16 protein-coding genes are annotated in these 19,192 nt (G+C 46.8%); 14 read left to right on the top strand and 2 right to left on the bottom strand.

Annotated elements, in window-relative coordinates:
- Positions 1-135: 135 nt before the first annotated feature.
- Both I2F54_RS10550 and lnb read right to left on the bottom strand, forming a co-directional pair.
- Entirely contained in the window at positions 136-1,704 is a 1,569-nt protein-coding gene (locus I2F54_RS10550; RefSeq protein WP_195501149.1) for an alkaline phosphatase family protein, read from the bottom strand.
- A complete protein-coding gene (gene lnb / locus I2F54_RS10545) occupies positions 1,704-2,921 on the bottom strand; it encodes a lipoprotein N-acyltransferase Lnb (RefSeq protein ID WP_195501148.1) in 1,218 nt (405 codons plus the stop codon). The genes I2F54_RS10550 and lnb overlap by 1 nt, the downstream gene beginning before the upstream one ends.
- Positions 2,922-3,359: 438 nt before the next feature.
- On the opposite strand from lnb, the gene I2F54_RS10540 reads away from it, so the two are divergent.
- From I2F54_RS10540 to I2F54_RS10475, 14 genes are all read left to right on the top strand, one after another.
- On the top strand, positions 3,360-4,091 hold the full coding sequence (locus tag I2F54_RS10540; protein WP_087412797.1) for a type III pantothenate kinase: 732 nt from the start codon (positions 3,360-3,362) through the stop codon (positions 4,089-4,091).
- Positions 4,078-5,340, top strand: a complete 1,263-nt coding sequence (locus I2F54_RS10535) for a membrane protein (RefSeq protein ID WP_009122484.1) — start codon at positions 4,078-4,080, stop codon at positions 5,338-5,340. The genes I2F54_RS10540 and I2F54_RS10535 overlap by 14 nt, the downstream gene beginning before the upstream one ends.
- Before the next feature lie 47 nt (positions 5,341-5,387).
- Entirely contained in the window at positions 5,388-6,707 is a 1,320-nt protein-coding gene (locus I2F54_RS10530; protein ID WP_009122483.1) for a tetratricopeptide repeat protein, read from the top strand.
- Between the two features lie 4 nt (positions 6,708-6,711).
- Positions 6,712-7,338, top strand: coding sequence for an LPS export ABC transporter periplasmic protein LptC (lptC, locus tag I2F54_RS10525; protein WP_022217606.1), 627 nt, complete (start codon positions 6,712-6,714; stop codon positions 7,336-7,338).
- Positions 7,339-7,342: 4 nt separating this feature from the next.
- On the top strand, positions 7,343-8,599 hold the full coding sequence (locus I2F54_RS10520; protein ID WP_087412856.1) for a hemolysin family protein: 1,257 nt from the start codon (positions 7,343-7,345) through the stop codon (positions 8,597-8,599).
- A gap of 123 nt (positions 8,600-8,722) precedes the next feature.
- Positions 8,723-10,861, top strand: a complete 2,139-nt coding sequence (locus I2F54_RS10515; protein ID WP_009122479.1) for a SurA N-terminal domain-containing protein — start codon at positions 8,723-8,725, stop codon at positions 10,859-10,861.
- 146 nt (positions 10,862-11,007) lie between these two features.
- On the top strand, positions 11,008-12,045 hold the full coding sequence (gene rlmN / locus I2F54_RS10510; protein ID WP_195501147.1) for a 23S rRNA (adenine(2503)-C(2))-methyltransferase RlmN: 1,038 nt from the start codon (positions 11,008-11,010) through the stop codon (positions 12,043-12,045).
- Positions 12,046-12,114: 69 nt separating this feature from the next.
- Positions 12,115-13,173, top strand: coding sequence for a DUF4837 family protein (locus I2F54_RS10505; protein ID WP_009122477.1), 1,059 nt, complete (start codon positions 12,115-12,117; stop codon positions 13,171-13,173).
- A 2-nt stretch (positions 13,174-13,175) separates the two neighbouring features.
- The gene (pdxA, locus tag I2F54_RS10500) at positions 13,176-14,273 is read left to right on the top strand and encodes a 4-hydroxythreonine-4-phosphate dehydrogenase PdxA (RefSeq protein WP_009122476.1); all 1,098 of its coding nucleotides are present in this window, start codon (positions 13,176-13,178) and stop codon (positions 14,271-14,273) included.
- Position 14,274: 1 nt separating this feature from the next.
- Positions 14,275-15,525, top strand: coding sequence for a sigma-54 interaction domain-containing protein (locus I2F54_RS10495; RefSeq protein ID WP_195501146.1), 1,251 nt, complete (start codon positions 14,275-14,277; stop codon positions 15,523-15,525).
- Positions 15,512-16,036 carry an LptE family protein gene (locus tag I2F54_RS10490; protein ID WP_009122474.1) on the top strand — a complete coding sequence of 175 codons (525 nt, stop codon included), beginning with the start codon at positions 15,512-15,514 and terminating at the stop codon, positions 16,034-16,036. The genes I2F54_RS10495 and I2F54_RS10490 overlap by 14 nt, the downstream gene beginning before the upstream one ends.
- A 7-nt stretch (positions 16,037-16,043) precedes the next feature.
- Positions 16,044-16,922 carry a tetratricopeptide repeat protein gene (locus I2F54_RS10485; protein WP_195501145.1) on the top strand — a complete coding sequence of 293 codons (879 nt, stop codon included), beginning with the start codon at positions 16,044-16,046 and terminating at the stop codon, positions 16,920-16,922.
- A gap of 4 nt (positions 16,923-16,926) precedes the next feature.
- Complete coding sequence (secG, locus tag I2F54_RS10480) at positions 16,927-17,322, top strand: preprotein translocase subunit SecG (RefSeq protein WP_195501144.1); 396 nt, start codon at positions 16,927-16,929, stop codon at positions 17,320-17,322.
- A gap of 196 nt (positions 17,323-17,518) precedes the next feature.
- Positions 17,519-19,183, top strand: a complete 1,665-nt coding sequence (locus I2F54_RS10475) for an MFS transporter (RefSeq protein ID WP_009122471.1) — start codon at positions 17,519-17,521, stop codon at positions 19,181-19,183.
- The last annotated feature ends 9 nt before the right edge of the window (positions 19,184-19,192 follow it).

Genomic DNA, 19,192 nt, shown 5'->3' with positions numbered 1-19,192 from the left:
GTTTATATGGCGTGCAAAGTTACTGATTTTGCAACAGATAACGTAAAGTTACACTGATTATTTTAAGGGGTTGCCGCGGAGGATAAGGAGTTTTACGGAAATATAAAACTCTGCAGCTCTCTGTACCGGCCTTTATCAATAATTGAGCGGTGTGGCTGTGCACGCATTGGGAGCACGAATGCGCATCGCGCTCGACAGGGTGGGAGCAACGCGGTCTACGGCGACCGGCATGCGGATTATTTCCGGCTTTATTCCTTTACCGAGAAGTATGAGGGGGGCGGGTATGGCGGCGGCACGTACCACGCGGTTGTCATTGCTGTTTTCCTGCATGACAGTCCAGCCCGGCAGAACTTCGATAATCAAATCGCCGGAGCGGTGGCGGTGAAAGCCGTTGCGTATGCGCTCTATCTGCGGCGACCAGGAGCCCAACAGCAAGTGGTAGGCGGAATATACCTTGTTTACTCCGCTGAACTGTACCAGAAATTCTGCCGACTTTTGCTGCATGTCGGCAAGATTCAACTGCTTCTCTTCTATTAATTTATGATTGAGATATATCTGTTGATTATAATAGCCTTCTACGTATTGTCCTTCACCGTAAGTCGCCATCAGGTACATGTTCAGCAAAGTGGCGCAACGGTTCAGATAGAATTCTCCGCCGGGAATACGGTAGATGCCTATATCTGCTCCGTCCGGGTCGGTATATCCCGTAGAGGCGATGCACAACAGCACGTTTTGCAGACCCACCTTGCGTTCCAGCATATCCAGCAGATGAGCGATGCTTTGGTCTAAGCGGGCGTAGGTGTCTTGCATTTCCATGGCGCACTCTTGCGTGCTGCGGTGATTGTAGTTGCCTGCATAATAGGTGATTGCAAGTAAATCCGTTATTTCATCCTTGCCGATATTGCTTTTATCCAGTAAATCTTCCGCCACTCGGTTCACTTCATCGTTGATGAGCGGGCTGGTTATCAACCGGCGGTATTTATTGTCCTTTTCTGTTTCGAACTTGTATTTGAAAGGGATGGTACGCCATTCGGGCAGGAATGTATAGCTTGTGACGGGGTGGAGAGGGTTCCACTCCATTTCCTTGATGCGGAAGTCGGGTGATTGCCCGTCATTGTATTGGCTCAGCCACCAGGGATATTCGCCGTAATAGGTTGTACCGCACCATTTGCCGGTTTTATGGTTCAGCCAGAACGCGCCGTTGCCGCTATGTCCCGCCGAAAGGACGGCGGCATCACGGAAGGGGGCGATGGAATATACCAATGCGGCGTTTTTGGTGGCTATTTTAAGCTCGTCGGAAAAAGTGGAAGTCAGCAGTTGTGTAGGGGCGGTGTTCTGGTCGGTATAGTTACCCATGAAGGCTGAATCGTCTACGCAATTCCTGGGACGCAAGGTTTTCGGGTCGAACCAACGTTCGGCTATGATGCCGTTCATAGACGGTGTGGTACCCGTATAAAAAGCGGCGATGGCCGAGGCGCGGTCGGTGACGTTGAAAGAATATTCCGCCTGGCGGAACACTTTCCCTTCCCTTAACAGCCGTTTAAAGCCCCTTTCTCCATACAATGACGGGAATGCTTCCATGTAGTCCGTGCGCAGTTGGTCTATTGTCAGCGTCACCACGAGCTTCGGAGATGGTGGCAACGGCTGGGCTTGCAGGCTGCCGAATGTCAGCGCGAGTATGGAAGTTATCAGTCCTTTCTTCATTATTTCTTATCGTATGTGAGAATTAGGTTGCTTGCAGAACGTATCAGCAAACAAAGTGCCAAAGGTAACACTGCTAACGGAAATCTTTGCGGTATTACGAGCCAAAGCAATATAAAAAGTGTTAAAACTATGAAGTTTGCCAGCATATAGCGGCTTCTTTTCCTTTTTCGCACTCTGTTCAGCATGCATGGCAGGCAGAAAAGATGCAGCGGGTGGAATACAAACAGCAGATAATTGGGGCTGACGGCAGGGTGTTGGGAGAACAGGGCGAGGAACGCCAATATACATCCCGCCGTTCCGGCGGCAAAAAACAGTGCCAAATCAATTCCCCAAAGCGTTTTCTTCCGGCGTATTCCGTAGATGGTGGCGGCCGCGGTCAGTATAAACAGGAGTAAAGCGGCCTGCATCGGGGTGAAGCCGTCGGAAGGCTGTTCCGCTTCTTCGCTTCCGGTCATTATTATTTTCTCTTCATTCAGCACCAAAGGACGTGCTTGTCCGTCTTTGTTTACAATATGGGCTTGATTGAAGTAGTCTTGTACATAGAAAGGGACAAACATCATCAGTCGGCGGTTGATGATTTCGTCAGCCTGGCTGCCCATGCATAAGTCCATGCCGAAACGCGACCAGGGATGTCCCTCGCTGTATTTGTGCAACAAGTCGCGAAAGGATGTACCGGTGTTCGTATCGGTCATATTGTCAGCATATTGCAGGCTCCCGTCAATGGATTTTTCTATTAAGTCGCGTGGGCGGGTGGCGCAGTTGTCATAAAAGAAATTGTAACGGTATACCCGGTTTTCGGGGCGATAGTTTTCTTCGAGCAAGGCTATCAGCCTCTCTTTTTCCTGCGGGGTGAGGTTCAGCTCTTGTTGCCAGACATCGCGTTCCAGATAGTGATATTCGGCGGCAAAACGTTCGTAACTGTTGACACCCAACTGATAATCCGTTTCACCCAAAGCGAAACGGAGAATGAAGTTCGGCGCGTTGAAGTTGAAGATGCCGTAATTGAATACGGCGTCAATGCCGCGCGTATGGTTTTCGTATCGTATGGCGGTATGTCCGAAAAGGGAGTATATTTCTTCGCCCGAGGCGCATGTCAGCAGGCTGATGCGTATGGAATCCGGAGTGTCTCTTTTGTGTTCTTGCGCTTGCACGGCGATGAAAGGTAGGCAGAGGAAAAGAAAAATAAGTATGCGGAAAGCTGGTAAGGAGAATTTCATTTGTCTTTTTTTTATTATCACTGATTTGAATCGGGGTCATATCTTGTAATTCGTTACAAAGATACGCTTTAAATCTTAAAACGGCAATTATTGCGGACACTCCTTTCGTCTTTTTTACATCTGCATCCCGTTTCTTTTCGCACTATACCCAAACCGTTTTTTGATGTACGTCATAACGGATTTCCACTGTGGTGAAAAACTTTTTTCAAGTACTATAAAAATCGCCGTATATGCGGAGGGGGGTATACCCTCCTCTGTCAATCGTGATAACATCGGCGATTTTTCGGAAATAAAAAGATAAAGATAATGCGCGCATACGGGCGAGCCTTAAGATTTATGCGTGGTTATATATAAGGGAAAACCTGTAAACTTAGTGTAACGCGCATGTAAAACAATCGAAAAAAGTGCTATCTTTGCCCCGCTTTAAATATATGCAGAATGAATCTTATAATCGATATAGGCAATACCGTTGCAAAGATAGCGGTGTTTAAAGACAAGGACATCGTCGAGGTGTTCTACGATTCCAATCAAACGCTTGAAAATCTGCCGGATATCTGCGCGAAATATGCCGTTGAGAAAGCCATTGCGGCTACCGTTATCGATCTGAATGAGCAAGTGTCGGCGCAATTGGCGCGTTTGCCCGTTCCGCTGTTGTGGCTGAATGAAACAACATCGCTTCCGGTAGAGAACCTGTATGAAACTCCCGAGACATTGGGGTACGACCGTATGGCGGCTGTGGTGGGCGCCTATGAACAATTTCCCGGAAAGGATATTCTGGTGATAGATGCCGGAACTTGCATCACTTATGAGTTTGTAGATGCCGCCGGCCGCTATCATGGCGGGAATATCTCGCCGGGTGTGCAAATGCGCTTTAAAGCACTTCACGAGCTGACAGGGCGGCTTCCGCTGGTGTCACGCGAAGGGCGGCGGCTGCCGCTGGGTAAGGATACCGATACGGCAATGCGCGAAGGAGTGCTGAAAGGCATGGAATATGAAATTTCGGGCTACATAATGGCCATGAAGCATAAATATCCTGAACTTTTGGTTTTTTTAACGGGCGGCGATGATTTTTCTTTTGATACAAACTTAAAAAGTATCATCTTTGCAGACAGATTTTTAGTGTTGAAAGGATTAAATAGAATTTTAAACTATAATAATGATAGGATATAGACAAACACTCTTGGTGTTCTTGCTCATGATGTTGTCCGGAGCGGCAATCGCTCAAAATAATACGAATTCTCCCTATACACGATACGGATACGGACAATTGGCAGACCAAGGTTCAGGTAATAGCAAAGCCATGGGTGGTATTGCATACGGATTACGGGATAAATACCAGGTGAATTTCGCTAATCCGGCATCCTATACGGCGATAGATTCGCTTACTTTTATTTTTGACGGCGGTATCTCTTTGCAGAACACGAACTTCAGTAACGGTACGGTGAAGCAAAATGCCAAAAACTCCAGTTTCGACTATATTACAATGCAATTTCGCCTGGGTAAATGGGCGGCCATGAGTTTGGGACTGCTGCCTTATTCCAATGTGGGATATAGCATGGGAGAATATCGGGAAGACGCGAATTATCCTTCACAGTCCAGCGCGTTGCAATATTACGGAGACGGCGGACTGCACCAGTTATATCTGGGGGCCGGATTTAAAATATTTAAAAATCTTTCCGTTGGCGCGAACATTTCGTATCTTTGGGGGGATATAACGCATACGAGAGCCATGACATTCCCGAACAACTCGTCTACCTTGCCGTTGACTACGGTGACGGGTACGTCCATACAAAGCTATAAGCTGGACTTCGGCGCGCAGTACACGCAGGCGTTCGGCAAAAAACATGAAGCTACTTTAGGAGTGGTATTCTCGCCGGGACATGATTTGGGTAACGATTCGTACGTGCAAGACCAGTTGGGCGACAGCAATACGGGCGCTACGATAAATACCCGGGACACGGTCGCTACGTTCGGCAGCCCGATGAGTTTCGGCATAGGTCTCAGCTATGTATACGACAAACGTTTGACGGTAGGCGCCGATTTTACTTTCCAGAAATGGAGTTCGGTTACTTACATGAATGCGAAGAACGCTTTCTGTAATCGTACGAAGATAGCTTTAGGCGCCGAATTTCTGCCGAATCCTTTGGGAAGAAGTTATTTGGCGCATGTGAAATACCGTTTGGGAGCTTATTATTCCCAGCCGTATTACAAAATAAATGGCATGCGTGCCGCCAATGAATATGGAGTGACTGCCGGTTTCGGACTTCCTATTCCGCGTACGCGTTCCGTATTGAGCCTCTCGGCGCAGTATGTAAGAACCGAAGGTAAGACAGCGGCGTTTCTCAATGAAAACACATTGCGCGTCTGCATCGGGGTGACTTTTAACGAACGCTGGTTCTTCAAACGGAAAGTCGATTAATGTTGAATGGTGAAAATAGACAATATAACAACTAAAATTTAAATACAATGAAAATTAAAACGCTTGTCGCTGTTTTGCTCCTTTCGGGTGGAGTAACCAGCACTTTCGCACAAAGTGATTGTAATGCCAATAGTAGTATCTCGCATGAGGCGGTAAGAGCGAAAAATTTCAAGGACGCTTACGCCCCTTGTATGGAAGTTCTGAAAGATTGTCCGACATTGAGATATTACACTTATACCGATGCGCAAAAGATTCTCGTCGGCTTGATGAGCCAGATTAAGGATCGTAATTCTGCAGAGTATAAGAAGCTGTTTGACGAACTGATGGCTGTACATGACCAGAAAATGAAGTATATTCCTGAATTTGCTACGAAGATGAAGGGTGTACCGAGTGTTGCGTCTGCGTTAGGTACAAAAGCCGTGGATTATCTGCAATATTCACCGGCTCCGGATTTGAACCAGGCTTATGCATGGTTGAAGGAATCCGCTGAAACCGCTAAGGGTGAATCTGACGGTGCCGTATTGCACTATTTTGTAGATGTGTCCATGCAGAAAGTAAAAGCCGACACTAATCACACAGACCAATTCTTCCAGGATTATATCAACGCTTCACAGTACGCTGACGATGCTATTGCAGCAGAGGATAACGCTAAGAAAAAAGCCGTGCTGCAGACAATCAAGGACAATTTGGTAGCTATGTTCGTGAACAGCGGTGTAGCCGATTGTGAGTCCTTGCAGAATATCTACGGTCCTAAAGTTGAGGAAAACAAGTCCGACTCCGCTTTCCTGAAGAAGACCATCACCATCCTGAAGATGATGAAGTGTAATGAGAGCGAGGCGTATTTCAAGGCTTCCGACTATCTGTATCGTGTTAACCCGAGTGCGGATGCTGCCGTAGGCGTAGCATATATGTACTACAAGAAAGGTGACTACGACACTGCTGTGAAGTACTTCGACGAAGCGCTGGGTATGGAGACCGATAACGCGAAGAAAGCCGAAATGGCTTATGCTACCGCTGCCGCTTTGTGGCAGGCCAAGAAGCTGTCTCAGGCAAGAAGCTATGCTCAGAAAGCCATCAGCTTCAATGAAAGCTACGGCGAGCCTTACATCCTGCTGGCTCAAATGTACGGTTCAAATCCTAACTGGAGCGACGAACCCGCTTTGAACAGATGTACTTATTTTGTTGTTATCGATAAGCTGCAACGCGCTAAAGCTGTAGACCCAAGCGTTACAGACAAAGTTAATGAACTGATTTCAACGTATGCGCGTCATACTCCGCAGGCTAAAGACCTCTTTATGTTGGGTTACAAAGCCGGTGACCGTATCACGATCGGCGGTTGGATCGGTGAGTCTACAACCATCAGATAAGCATATGTCGCTACAACCCCACGTGGTCGGACATAAGAATATGAGCATAACCATTGCCCTCGGGGTAATGGTTATGCTTCTTTTATTTTCTTCCTGTTCCGGACGTAAAAAAGAGATGGGAGCCGCCATTACCGAACGCGATTCATTGCCGGTTATGGATACTAAAGGTGTTACAACGCTGATTTCCGATTCGGGCATTACCCGCTATCGTGTCAATACGGCGGAGTGGCTGATTTACGACCGTAAGAACCCGCCTTATTGGGCGTTCGAAAAAGGCATTTACCTGGAAAAGTTCGATTCGGTGTTTCATACCGAGGCCAGTATCAAGGCCGATACGGCTTATTATTATAATAAGAAAGAGTTGTGGAAGCTGATGGGGAATGTGCATATACAGAACCTGAAAGGAGAGAAATTCGATACGGAGTTGCTGTATTGGGATCAGAACAAGAAACGTGTGTATTCCGACCGGCGGGTACGTATAGAACAACCCGACCAGATAATCTATGCCATCGGCTTTGAGTCGAATGAGCAATTAACAAAATATCGTTTCTTCAAGACGGAAGGTATCTTCTATGTGGACGAGGAGAGTACCACGCCTTCCGATACGTTGAGGACGGACAGCATCAAATGATATGATGGATACTATTATTTACTTGTTGATAACCATGGCTTTCTCCGCTTTCTTTTCGGGTATGGAGATTGCTTTTGTTTCTGTAGACAAGCTTCGTTTTGAGATGGAACGGAAGCCGGGTGTTACGTCAAGCATCCTTTCCTGTTTCTTCCGTAACCCGAATAATTTTATTTCTACCATGCTGGTGGGAAATAACATTGCGCTGGTTATCTACGGTATCCTTATGGCACAGATTATCGAGGTGAATCTGCTGGCGGGCATGATTGATAATCATTTTGTAATGGTGCTGGTGCAGACCATCATATCCACGCTCATTATCCTTGTAACGGGCGAGTTCCTTCCAAAGACGCTGTTCAAGATTAATCCGAACCTGATGCTGAGGGTGTTTGCTACTCCTTTGTTTGTCTGCTACGTTATTCTGTTTCCCATATCGAAACTTGCTTCCGGACTGTCTTATCTCTTTCTGCGCCTGTTCGGCATGAAGATAAACAAGGAAGCGTCCGACAAGGCGTTCGGTAAGGTCGATTTGGACTATTTCGTGCAGTCGGGCATAGAGAATGCCGCTAATGAGGAAGAGCTGGATGCGGAAGTGAAAATCTTTCAGAATGCGCTTGATTTCTCCAATATCAAGATACGCGATTGCATTGTGCCCCGTACGGAAGTGGTGGCGGTGGATGTGACGGCCTCGCTCGAGGATTTGAAGAGTATGTTTGTGGAGTCGGGCATTTCCAAAATTATTGTGTACGACGGGAATATAGATAATGTAATCGGCTATATCCACTCGTCCGAGATGTTCAGAAACCCGGCGGATTGGAGAAATAATGTCAAGGAAGTGCCCATTGTGCCCGAAACGATGGCGGCGCATAAGCTGATGAAACTTTTTATGCAGCAGAAAAAGACGATTGCCGTTGTAGTGGATGAGTTTGGCGGTACATCCGGTATCGTTTCACTGGAAGATCTGGTAGAAGAAATATTCGGAGATATTGAGGACGAGCATGATAATACTTCCTACATCTGTAAACAGATCGGCGAGCGTGAATATGTGCTGTCAGCTCGTCTTGAGATAGAGAAAGTAAACGAAACGTTCAATCTTGAGCTTCCGGAGTCGGATGAATATCTTACGATAGGCGGATTGATTCTGAGCCGTTATCAAAGCTTCCCGAAGCTGCATGAGGTGATAACCGTCGATGAATATCAGTTCAAGATAATTAAGGTGACAGCCACTAAAATAGAGTTGGTACGGTTGAAAGTCACGGAATAATTCCGTTTCAGCGTAAATTTTTAAAGAATAAATAGATGCGTATTAGCATTTTTTGTATCTTCGTGCGCTAAAATGAACATTGAAAAGAAAATAATAATAAACAAATAATTCATATTAACTAAAATGGCAACATTACAAAACATTCGGTCTAAAGGGCCCTTATTGGTGATTGTTATTGGTTTGGCGCTGTTTGCCTTCATCGCGGGAGACGCGTGGAAAGTACTTCAGCCGCACCAGTCACAAGATGTAGGTGAAGTGAACGGGGAAACAATTTCCGCTCAGGATTTTCAGGCATTGGTAGAGGAATATACGGAAGTAGTGAAATTCTCCAGCGGCTTGAACGCGTTGAGCGATGAACAAACCAACCAGATTAAGGACGAAGTATGGAGAGCATACGTAAACAATAAATTGATTGAGAACGAAGCTGAAAAGTTGGGTTTGACCGTTTCTAAAGCGGAACTTCAGGCTATCATCGACGCCGGTGTACATCCGATGTTGCAGCAGACACCGTTCCGCAATCCGCAGACCGGAGCTTTTGACAAAGATATGTTGAAGAAGTTCCTGGTGGACTATTCTAAGATGAACAAGGCTCAGATGCCGGCTCAATACGCAGAGTACTACAATTCCATGTACAATTTCTGGGCTTTTGTAGAGAAATCACTCGTACAGGCGCGTCTGCAGGAGAAATACCAGGCTCTGATTACAAAGTCTTTGTTCTCTAACCCTGTTGAAGCGGAAGATGCTTTCAATGCGCGCGTAGACCAGTCTGACCTGTTGTTGGCCGCCGTTCCTTATTCCTCTATCGTAGACTCTACAATCGTTATTAAGGAATCCGACCTGAAAGATGCTTATGACAAGAAGAAAGAGCAATTCAGACAATATGTGGAAACCCGCAACATCAAGTATATCGATGTACAGGTTACCGCAAGCCCGGAAGACAAAGCCGATATTCAGAAAGAGGTGGAAGAATATACTGCACAGTTGGCCGAAAATCCTTCCGATTATGCAAACTTCGTCCGTTCAACCGGTTCTACTCAGCAGTATGTTGACTTGTTCTACACAGACAAGGCGTTGCCTGCCGACGTTGTTGCCCGTTTGGATTCTGTAAAGGTAGGCGGTGTATACGGTCCTTACTACAATGCGTCGGACAATACAATCAACTCTTTCAAGAAACTGGCTACTGCCGCTATGGCCGACTCTATCCAATACCGCCAGATTCAGGTTGTTGCGGAAGACGCTGCCAAGACCAAAACTTTGGCTGACAGTATCTATACTGCCATCAAGGGTGGCGCGGACTTTGCCGAAATCGCTAAAAAGTACGGCCAGACCGGCGAAGCGACATGGATTTCTTCTGCCAACTACGAAGGCGCTCAAGTGGATGGTGACAATTTGAAGTATATCGCGGCTATCACTACTTTAGGTCAGAACGAGTTGACTAACCTCGCTTTGGGGCAGGCGAACGTTATCCTGCAAGTGATGAACAAGAAAGCTGTGAAAGATAAATATAAAGTAGCCGTTATCAAGCGTCCGGTTGAATTCAGCAAGGAAACTTATAGCAAGGCATACAATGACTTCAGCCAATTTATCGCTACCAACAATACGCTGGATAAGCTGACCGCTAATGCGGAAGATGCCGGTTACAGACTGTTGGATAGAGCCGACTTGTATAGCTCTGAGCACAATATCGGTGGTGTGAAAGGAACAAAAGAAGCTCTGAAATGGGCGTTTGCCGCAAAAGCAGGTGAAGTTTCAGGTCTGTACGAATGTGGCGAAAGCGATCACATGATGGTAGTAGCCGTTACACGCATCGTTCCGGAAGGCTATCGTCCGTTGTCTATGGTACAGGATCAGTTGAGAAGCGAAATCCTCCGTGACAAGAAAGCCGAGAAGATTATGGCTGATATGAAAGCTGCCGGCGCAACTTCTTTCGACCAGTATAAGAACATGGCAAATGCAGTTAGCGACTCTGTTAAGCACGTGACTTTCGCGGCTCCGGCTTATGTTCCGGCATTGCGTAGCAGCGAACCGCTGGTAGGTGCTTATGCTTCTATCGCTGAGCTGAACAAGTTGAGCACTCCTATCAAAGGCAATGGCGGCGTATTCGTTCTTCAGCCTTATGCCAAGGACAAACTGAACGAAACTTATAATCAGGAAACGGAAGAAGCTACATTGGAGAATATGCACGCACGTATGGCAAGCCAGTTCATCAATGACCTGTATCTGAATGCGGATGTAAAGGATAACCGCTATCTGTACTTCTAAGAAAGTAGAATAAACTTTAGAATACTTGGAGAAGCCGTTCGATAAATGTCGAACGGCTTTTTCATTTGTGCAACTTTATTCATACCTTTGCAAAAGATAATTTATCGGTGAATAAACTATCTTGTTATCGTAAATATGCAATTAGAATGAAACAACCTCTTTTAGGTCTTACCTTAACCGAACTTCAGGCAGTCGTAAAGAATCTGGGGATGCCCGGATTTGCAGCCAAACAGATCGCTTCGTGGCTATATGACAAAAAAGCAGCTTCCATAGATGAAATGACAAACCTGTCGTTGAAACACCGGGAGCTGTTGAAAGAGATATATGAAGTGGGGGGTGAGGCGCCGGTGGATGCCATGCGCTCGGCAGACGGTACGGTGAAGTATCTTTATCGTGCCGGAGAGGGGTATTATGTGGAAGCTGTTTACATTCCGGATGAGGACAGGGCTACGCTGTGCGTATCTTCCCAAGTAGGGTGTAAGATGAACTGCAAGTTTTGCATGACCGGCAAGCAGGGGTTCACCGCCAATTTGACCGCCAGCCAGATTATCAACCAGATTAATTCTCTGCCCGAACGGGACAAGCTGACCAATGTGGTGATGATGGGTATGGGAGAACCGTTGGATAATCTCGATGAGGTGTTGAAGGCGTTGGAAGTGATGACATCGTCCTATGGCTACGGTTGGAGCCCGAAGCGGATTACGCTCTCTTCCGTCGGGCTTCGTAAGGGTTTGCAACGCTTCATTGAAGAGTCGGACTGTCATTTGGCAATCAGCCTGCACTCGCCCGTACCTTTGCAGCGACGCGAACTGATGCCTGCCGAAAAGGCTTTCTCCATTGCCGAGATTGTAGAACTGTTAAGAAACTATGATTTTAGTAAACAGCGCAGACTATCTTTCGAGTATATTGTTTTTAAGGGAGTGAACGATTCGCTGTTGTATGCCAAGGAGTTGCTGAAGCTGTTGCGAGGTTTGGACTGCCGCGTCAATCTGATTCGTTTTCATGCGATTCCGGGAGTTGATCTGGAAGGCGCCGATATGGAGACGATGACAACGCTTCGCGATTATCTGACGTCGCATGGATTGTTTACTACGATTCGCGCTTCCCGCGGCGAGGATATATTCGCTGCATGCGGTATGCTTTCAACGGCTAAACAGGAAGAGAATAAAGAAGAATTAATATAAATTATTAACTTTGCCGTCAAGCTTATATGGCTTTTTCGTAGCTTTGTAAAAACTAAAACATATAGATATATGAAGAAACACCTGTTTTATTTGAGTATGTCCCTGATACTCGCACTGTTTTCAGCGTGCGGTAATGGCAAGAAGGGTGTGTTTACTCCGACGTCAAGCGGTCGGGCGTATGAAATTTTGGTAGTGGTTGACCAGGGACTGTGGGAACGTCCTGCAGGTCGCGCCCTCTATAACGTGCTTGATTCCGATGTGCCGGGGTTGCCCCAGTCGGAACGTTCATTCCGTATTATGTATACTTCTCCTGCAAACTATGACGCTACATTGAAGTTGATCCGCAATATTATTATTGTCGAGATAAACAAAGACCAGTATACACAGCCCAAGTTTAAGTACGCGAAGGACGTTTATGCCGCTCCGCAATCCATCCTGACCATTCAGGCGCCGGACGAAGCCTCTTTCGAGAAGTTTGTCGAAGAAAACAGACAGGTTATCATCGATTTCTTTACTCGTGCCGAAATGAACCGTCAGATTTCAGTGCTGGAAACCAAGCACAATGATTATGTTTCGACGAAAGTAAAGAGTATGTTCGATTGTGACGTATGGGTTCCCGGTGAACTGACCGCAACCAAACAGGGGGAAAACTTCTTCTGGGCAGGTACGAATGCGGCGACGGGCGATCAGAATTTCGTTATCTACTCTTATCCTTATACGGACAAGGATACATTCACGAAAGAGTACTTTGTGCATAAGCGCGACTCTGTGATGAAAGTCAATATTCCCGGTGCGAGCGAAGGCATGTACATGGAAACCGATTCGTTGATGACAGATGTGCGTCCTATCAATGTACAGGGCGAATATGCTTTGGAAGCCCGCGGCCTGTGGCGTGTGAAGGGCGACTTTATGGGCGGTCCGTACGTGTCTCATGTTCGTTTGGACAAGGCTAACCGGCGTATTATCGTATCCGAGATATTTGTATACTCACCCGATAAGATGAAACGCAATCTGGTGCGTCAGATGGAAGCGTCACTGTATACGCTTAGATTGCCGGGAAGCAAACAGGAAGGAAACGAAATGCCTTTGGCGGTAACAAAAGAAAATTCCACTAAAATAGAAAAATAAGAATGGAAGATAACAAAATAAGAGTCGGCATAACTCAGGGAGATATAAACGGAGTGGGATATGAGGTGATTTTAAAGACTTTCTCAGATCCTACGATGCTGGAGCTGTGTACTCCGATTATTTACGGTTCGCCCAAAGTGGCTGCCTATCATCGCAAATCGTTGGATTTGCCGACCAATTTCAGTATTGTAAACTCGGCATCCGAAGCTGCGCCCGACCGTTTGAGTGTGGTGAACTGTACGGACGATGAAGTAAAGGTCGAATTCTCCAAGCCTGATTCAGAGGCGGGTAAAGCCGCTCTCGGCGCTTTGGAAAAAGCGATTGAGGAGTATAAGGCAGGGCTGATTGACGTCATTGTCACGGCTCCTATCAACAAGCATACCATCCAGTCGGAAGAGTTCTCTTTCCCCGGGCATACGGAGTATATCGAGGAGAAGTTGGGCGACGGCAGAAAGGCTTTGATGATTCTGATGAAGGATGACTTCCGGGTGGCATTGGTGACAGGACATATCCCCGTAAGAGAGATCGCATCGACCATTACTAAAGAATTGATACAAGAGAAACTGGTAATCTTCAACCGTTCTCTGAAGCAGGACTTCGGCATCGGAGCACCGCGTATTGCCGTACTTTCTCTGAATCCGCATGCAGGCGATGAGGGGCTGCTGGGTACGGAAGAGCAGGAAATCATCAGTCCTGCCATACAGGAACTGGCAGACAAAGGCATGTTGTGCTACGGACCTTATCCGGCTGACGGCTTTATGGGTTCCGGTAACTTTACCCATTTTGACGGCGTACTGGCAATGTACCACGACCAGGGACTGGCTCCGTTCAAGGCATTGGCCATGGACGAGGGCGTGAACTATACCGCGGGACTTCCGGTAGTGCGTACTTCACCGGCGCATGGCACAGCCTACGACATTGCGGGAAAAGGGCTCGCTTCCGAAGATTCTTTCCGTCAGGCTGTCTATGTGGCAATCGACGTGTTCCGTAACCGTATGCGTGAGAAAGAAGCGCACGCCAATCCTTTGCGGAAACAATATTACGAAAGACGTGACGACAGTGACAAACTGAAACTCGATAGTGTAGAAGAAGATTTGTAGTATGACGAAAGCGGAAATACAACAAGTAAAATTACGTTTTGGCATCATCGGCAATAACGAGGCACTGATGCGTGCCATCGATATTGCCATTCAGGTGGCTCCTACCGATTTGTCGGTGCTGATTACCGGAGAGAGTGGTGTAGGTAAGGAAAGCTTCCCGCAGATAATCCACCAGTACAGCCGGAGAAAGCACGGGCAATACATTGCCGTAAACTGTGGCGCCATTCCCGAAGGGACGATAGATTCGGAGCTTTTCGGTCATGAGAAAGGCGCTTTTACAGGCGCTATCGGCGAACGGAAAGGGTACTTCGGTGAGGCGGACGGCGGAACGATTTTCCTTGATGAAGTAGGCGAACTTCCCATGCCTACGCAAGCCCGTTTGCTTCGTGTGCTCGAGACGGGCGAGTTTATCAAGGTAGGTTCGTCTAAGGTGGAAAAGACGAATGTACGTATCGTAGCCGCCACCAATGTGAATCTTACGCAGGCGATTGCCGACGGACGCTTCCGCGAAGACTTGTATTACCGTCTTAACACGGTGCCTATTCAGGTTCCGGCTTTGCGCGAACGCGGAGAGGATGTGGTGCTGTTGTTCCGCAAGTTCGCATCGGACTTTGCCGAGAAGTACCGTATGCCTGCGATTCAGCTGACCGAGGACGCCAAGCAATTGCTGCTGGCATATTCATGGCCCGGTAACGTACGCCAGCTGAAGAATATAACGGAACAGATTTCCATCATCGAAACCAATCGCGAAATCAACGCTTCTATTTTGAAGAACTATCTGCCCGAACAGAACAATACGCAGCGTCTGCCCGCCCTGTTTGGCGTGAAGAATGAAAGCAAGAGCTTTGAGAGCGAGCGCGAGATACTGTATCAGGTGCTTTTCGACATGCGTCAGGATGTGACCGAACTGAAGAAACTGGTACACGAGATTATGACCGAACGGGCTGCTGTGGGAAGTCCGGCCGTAACGCCTGCCGCTTACTATACGCCTGCTCCTGCGGTAGTGGCTTCTGTGCCCGCTGCTGTGCCTACCATAATACATCCTTCCGTAAAACCGGCTCCCGCCATGGATGATGATATCCAAGATACGGAAGAATACGTTGAAGAATCTCTTTCGCTGGATGAAGTGGAGAAAGAGATGATACGCAAAGCTCTCGAAAGGCATCACGGAAAACGCAAAAGTGCGGCCAAGGATTTGAATATATCGGAGCGCACGCTATACAGAAAGATAAAAGAATATGGATTGGATTAAGAAAATAGCGCTGGTATCGGCGTTAGCGGGTGTGGTGTGCGTGGTAGCTTCCTGCCGCATCTCTATGGGACTTGCCCCGATAAGCTCTATCGATTACAGCAAAGTAAAGACTATTACGATTGCCGAATTTCCCAATCGTGCCGAATACGTGTACGCTCCCATGACTACGGAGTTCAACCAGAAACTCAAGGACATGTTTATCCAGCAGACACGTCTGCAACTGGTGAATGCCAACGGCGATTTGGAAATAGACGGTGAGATAACCGGCTATAACCAGTACAACGAGGCTGTGGCTGCGGACGGTTTTTCTTCTAAAGTGAAGCTGACCATGACCGTTAACGTACGTTATGTAAACAACACCAACCATGAGGAAGACTTTGAGCAACAGTTCTCCGCCTTCCAGACTTACGATTCGTCCTTGTTGCTGACTGATGTGCAGGACGACCTGATAAGTAAAATGATAAAGGATATTACAGAACAAATATTTAACTCAACCGTAGCTAACTGGTAACCGAGGAATGACTTCTGCCTATTTGCAACAATGGATACAGCATCCTGAAATGTTGGATAAGGATACTTTGTACGAGCTTCGTACATTAGTGGCCCGTTATCCCTATTTCCAGTCGCTCCGGCTGTTATACCTCAAGAATCTTTATTTGCTGCATGACATCACATTCGGCGCGGAACTGCGTAAGGCTGTACTGTATGTGGCGGACAGACGCGTATTGTTCTATCTGATAGAAGGCGACCGCTACACCCTGAAATCCCGGAAATCTCCTTTGCTGTCTTCTAAAGTTCTGGAAGAAGAACCCAGCGTAGACCGTACGCTTTCTTTGATAGACGCTTTCCTGGCAACTGTTCCCGAAGAACATTCGCAAGCTACCGAGCTGGATTATGCAATGGATTACACTACGTATCTGTTGCAGGATGACGGTTCGACGGATTCCGGACCAGCCGACGGAAAGGAAGTTCCCAAGCTGCGCGGGCACGAACTGATAGACGGATTTATCCGCAAGAGCGAGTCTACGGAACTGTCCGTATCCGTAAGACCGGTATATCTTGAGGAAGTCCCGGTATCCCCGGAAGAAAAAGAAATATCCTCCGGAGAAGAGGAAATATCTTCAGGGAAAACCGAAAACGCCCCGGCCGCCTTCTCAGAGAATGGTCAGTCGCTTTCCGAAGAAGACGGAGCTAACGGTGAACAGCCCCCGCAGGACAGCCTGGACGATAGCTGTTTTACGGAAACTCTGGCCAAAATCTATATTAAACAGCGCAGATATGATAAAGCGCTTGAAATTATTAAAAAATTAAGTTTGAATTATCCAAAAAAAAATGCTTACTTTGCAGACCAAATAAGATTTTTAGAGAAATTGATTATTAACGCTAAATCAAAATAACAAAATGTACTTATTATTAGTTATCTTAATGGTGATTTCATCCGTGCTGATGTGCTTCATTGTGTTGATTCAGAATTCCAAAGGCGGCGGTCTGGCTTCGGGTTTCTCATCATCCAATCAAATCATGGGTGTACGCAAGACTACTGACTTTCTGGAAAAGGCAACATGGAGCCTCGCTGTATTTTTGGTGGTGATGAGTGTTGCTTCGGCTTACGTCATTCCTTCCGTTTCTCACAAGGGCGGTGATGTAATTCTGGAACAGGCACAACAAGAAGAAAAAACAAACCCGTACAATATGCCCGTAGGTACGGCTGCTCCGCAAGCTGAACAACCGGCCGAGACAGCCCCGGCGGCAACAGCTCCTGCTGCCACGGACGCTGCAGAACCGGCTGCAAACTAATATTCGAGAAATAACCGAATTTCTTGACAGGTGGAATTGTACAATTAATATTGTGCAATTCTGCCTGTTTTTATTTATGGTCTTTTATATTTAGTTACTTTTGCAGCGGGATACTTATTAAAAGCGTATGTTTTATTATACTATCCGTCATGATATATAAACCGAATTTAATTAATCAATTTATTATACTATTGTAATGACAACTACTGACAAAATTCACCAGACGCTCCGCGATTCGGCAGGTATGCGCTGGTTGGTGCTACTGCTTTTGGCGTTCGCCATGTTCTGTTCATATATCTTTATGGACATACTTTCACCTATTAAAGACCTGATGCAGTCCACACGCGGCTGGGATTCGACCGCATTCGGTACGATGCAGGGTTCTGAGACATTCCTTAATGTATTCGTGTTTTTCCTCATCTTCGCTGGTATTATCCTCGATAAAATGGGGGTACGCTTTACAGCAATCCTTTCCGGAGCTGTGATGCTTGTCGGAGCTACCATCAACTGGTATGCGGTGACGGATGCTTTTCAGGGAAGCGGGCTTCAAACTTGGTTTACCGACAATCTGAATTATATTCCCGGTTTCGATGAACTGGGTATCTCTCCGTTTTATAGAGGTATGCCGGCATCGGCTAAGTTTGCGGCAATAGGTTTCATGATTTTCGGTTGCGGTGTCGAGATGGCGGGAATTACGGTATCCCGCGGTATCGTCAAGTGGTTCAAAGGCCGTGAAATGGCGCTTGCCATGGGTTCCGAAATGGCGCTTGCCCGTTTGGGAGTCGCCACTTGCATGATATTCTCTCCGGTATTCGCCAAGTTAGGGGGCGTTATCGATGTTTCCCGTTCGGTGGCATTTGGCGTTGTATTGTTGCTTATCGCGCTTATCATGTTTATTGTTTACTTCTTTATGGATAAGAAACTCGATGCGCAAACGGGTGAGGCTGAGGAGAAAGACGATCCGTTCAAGATTAGCGATCTCGGTACTATTTTGTCAAGCAGCGGATTCTGGTTGGTGGCGCTTCTTTGCGTGCTTTATTATTCTGCCATATTCCCGTTCCAGAAGTATGCCGTAAATATGTTGCAATGTAATTTGGTATTTAAGGAAGTACCTTCCGACTCTTTCTGGGCTACCAATACGGTGACGATTCTTCAGTATTGCATTATGCTTGTCGTTGCAGGCGCTTCTTTTGCAAGTAATTTTATGAAGAAAGCAAGTATGAAGTACGGTCTGCTTACCCTTGCCGGAGTATTGCTGGCTGTTTTCTGCTATATGGGTTATATGCGCCAGAGCGCGGAAACGGTATTTGCCGTATTCCCTTTGCTTGCCGTGGGTATCACTCCGATATTGGGCAACTATGTCGACCATAAGGGTAAGGCGGCCTCGATGTTGATGATCGGTTCAATGCTGCTCGTGCTTTGTCATCTTACCTTTGCGTTTGTACTTCCTGAGTTCAAAGACAATGCGGTAGGCGGTGTTATGATAGCTTACCTTACCATATTGGTGCTTGGCGCAAGTTTCTCATTGGTTCCCGCTTCTTTATGGCCCAGCGTTCCGAAACTGGTTGATGCCAAGATTATAGGTAGCGCTTATGCGCTTATCTTCTGGGTGCAGAATATCGGTCTTTGGCTTTTTCCGCTTCTTATCGGAAAGGTGCTCGATAAAACAAATACGCAACTTGTAGCTGATTTGAAAAACGGTGTGATTACTCCGGAAGAGGCTGCCGTTTCGTATGATTACACCGCGCCGCTTGTGATGCTGGCTTGCCTTGGCGTTGCCGCTTTGGTACTGGGATTTATCCTTAAGATTGTCGATAAGAAGAAAGGACTTGGTTTGGAAGAACCTAATATCAAAGCTTGATAAGACGGT

Source organism: Bacteroides clarus (assembly GCF_015555825.1).
GTDB lineage: Bacteria > Bacteroidota > Bacteroidia > Bacteroidales > Bacteroidaceae > Bacteroides > Bacteroides clarus.
Note: the sequence above shows the minus strand (reverse complement) of the source record. Positions and strands in the feature narration are given on the sequence as shown.

Excerpts from the sequence above, each read along its gene's own strand:
- lptC (WP_022217606.1), top strand. The coding sequence starts at position 6,712 with ATGTCGCTACAACCCCACGTGGTCGGACATAAGAATATGAGCATAACC.
- I2F54_RS10550 (WP_195501149.1), bottom strand. The coding sequence starts at position 1,704 with ATGAAGAAAGGACTGATAACTTCCATACTCGCGCTGACATTCGGCAGC.
- I2F54_RS10515 (WP_009122479.1), top strand. The coding sequence starts at position 8,723 with ATGGCAACATTACAAAACATTCGGTCTAAAGGGCCCTTATTGGTGATT.
- rlmN (WP_195501147.1), top strand. The coding sequence starts at position 11,008 with ATGAAACAACCTCTTTTAGGTCTTACCTTAACCGAACTTCAGGCAGTC.
- I2F54_RS10530 (WP_009122483.1), top strand. The coding sequence starts at position 5,388 with ATGAAAATTAAAACGCTTGTCGCTGTTTTGCTCCTTTCGGGTGGAGTA.
- lnb (WP_195501148.1), bottom strand. The coding sequence starts at position 2,921 with ATGAAATTCTCCTTACCAGCTTTCCGCATACTTATTTTTCTTTTCCTC.
- pdxA (WP_009122476.1), top strand. The coding sequence starts at position 13,176 with ATGGAAGATAACAAAATAAGAGTCGGCATAACTCAGGGAGATATAAAC.
- I2F54_RS10505 (WP_009122477.1), top strand. The coding sequence starts at position 12,115 with ATGAAGAAACACCTGTTTTATTTGAGTATGTCCCTGATACTCGCACTG.
- I2F54_RS10485 (WP_195501145.1), top strand. The coding sequence starts at position 16,044 with ATGACTTCTGCCTATTTGCAACAATGGATACAGCATCCTGAAATGTTG.
- secG (WP_195501144.1), top strand. The coding sequence starts at position 16,927 with ATGTACTTATTATTAGTTATCTTAATGGTGATTTCATCCGTGCTGATG.
- I2F54_RS10535 (WP_009122484.1), top strand. The coding sequence starts at position 4,078 with ATGATAGGATATAGACAAACACTCTTGGTGTTCTTGCTCATGATGTTG.
- I2F54_RS10520 (WP_087412856.1), top strand. The coding sequence starts at position 7,343 with ATGGATACTATTATTTACTTGTTGATAACCATGGCTTTCTCCGCTTTC.
- I2F54_RS10540 (WP_087412797.1), top strand. The coding sequence starts at position 3,360 with ATGAATCTTATAATCGATATAGGCAATACCGTTGCAAAGATAGCGGTG.
- I2F54_RS10495 (WP_195501146.1), top strand. The coding sequence starts at position 14,275 with ATGACGAAAGCGGAAATACAACAAGTAAAATTACGTTTTGGCATCATC.
- I2F54_RS10490 (WP_009122474.1), top strand. The coding sequence starts at position 15,512 with ATGGATTGGATTAAGAAAATAGCGCTGGTATCGGCGTTAGCGGGTGTG.
- I2F54_RS10475 (WP_009122471.1), top strand. The coding sequence starts at position 17,519 with ATGACAACTACTGACAAAATTCACCAGACGCTCCGCGATTCGGCAGGT.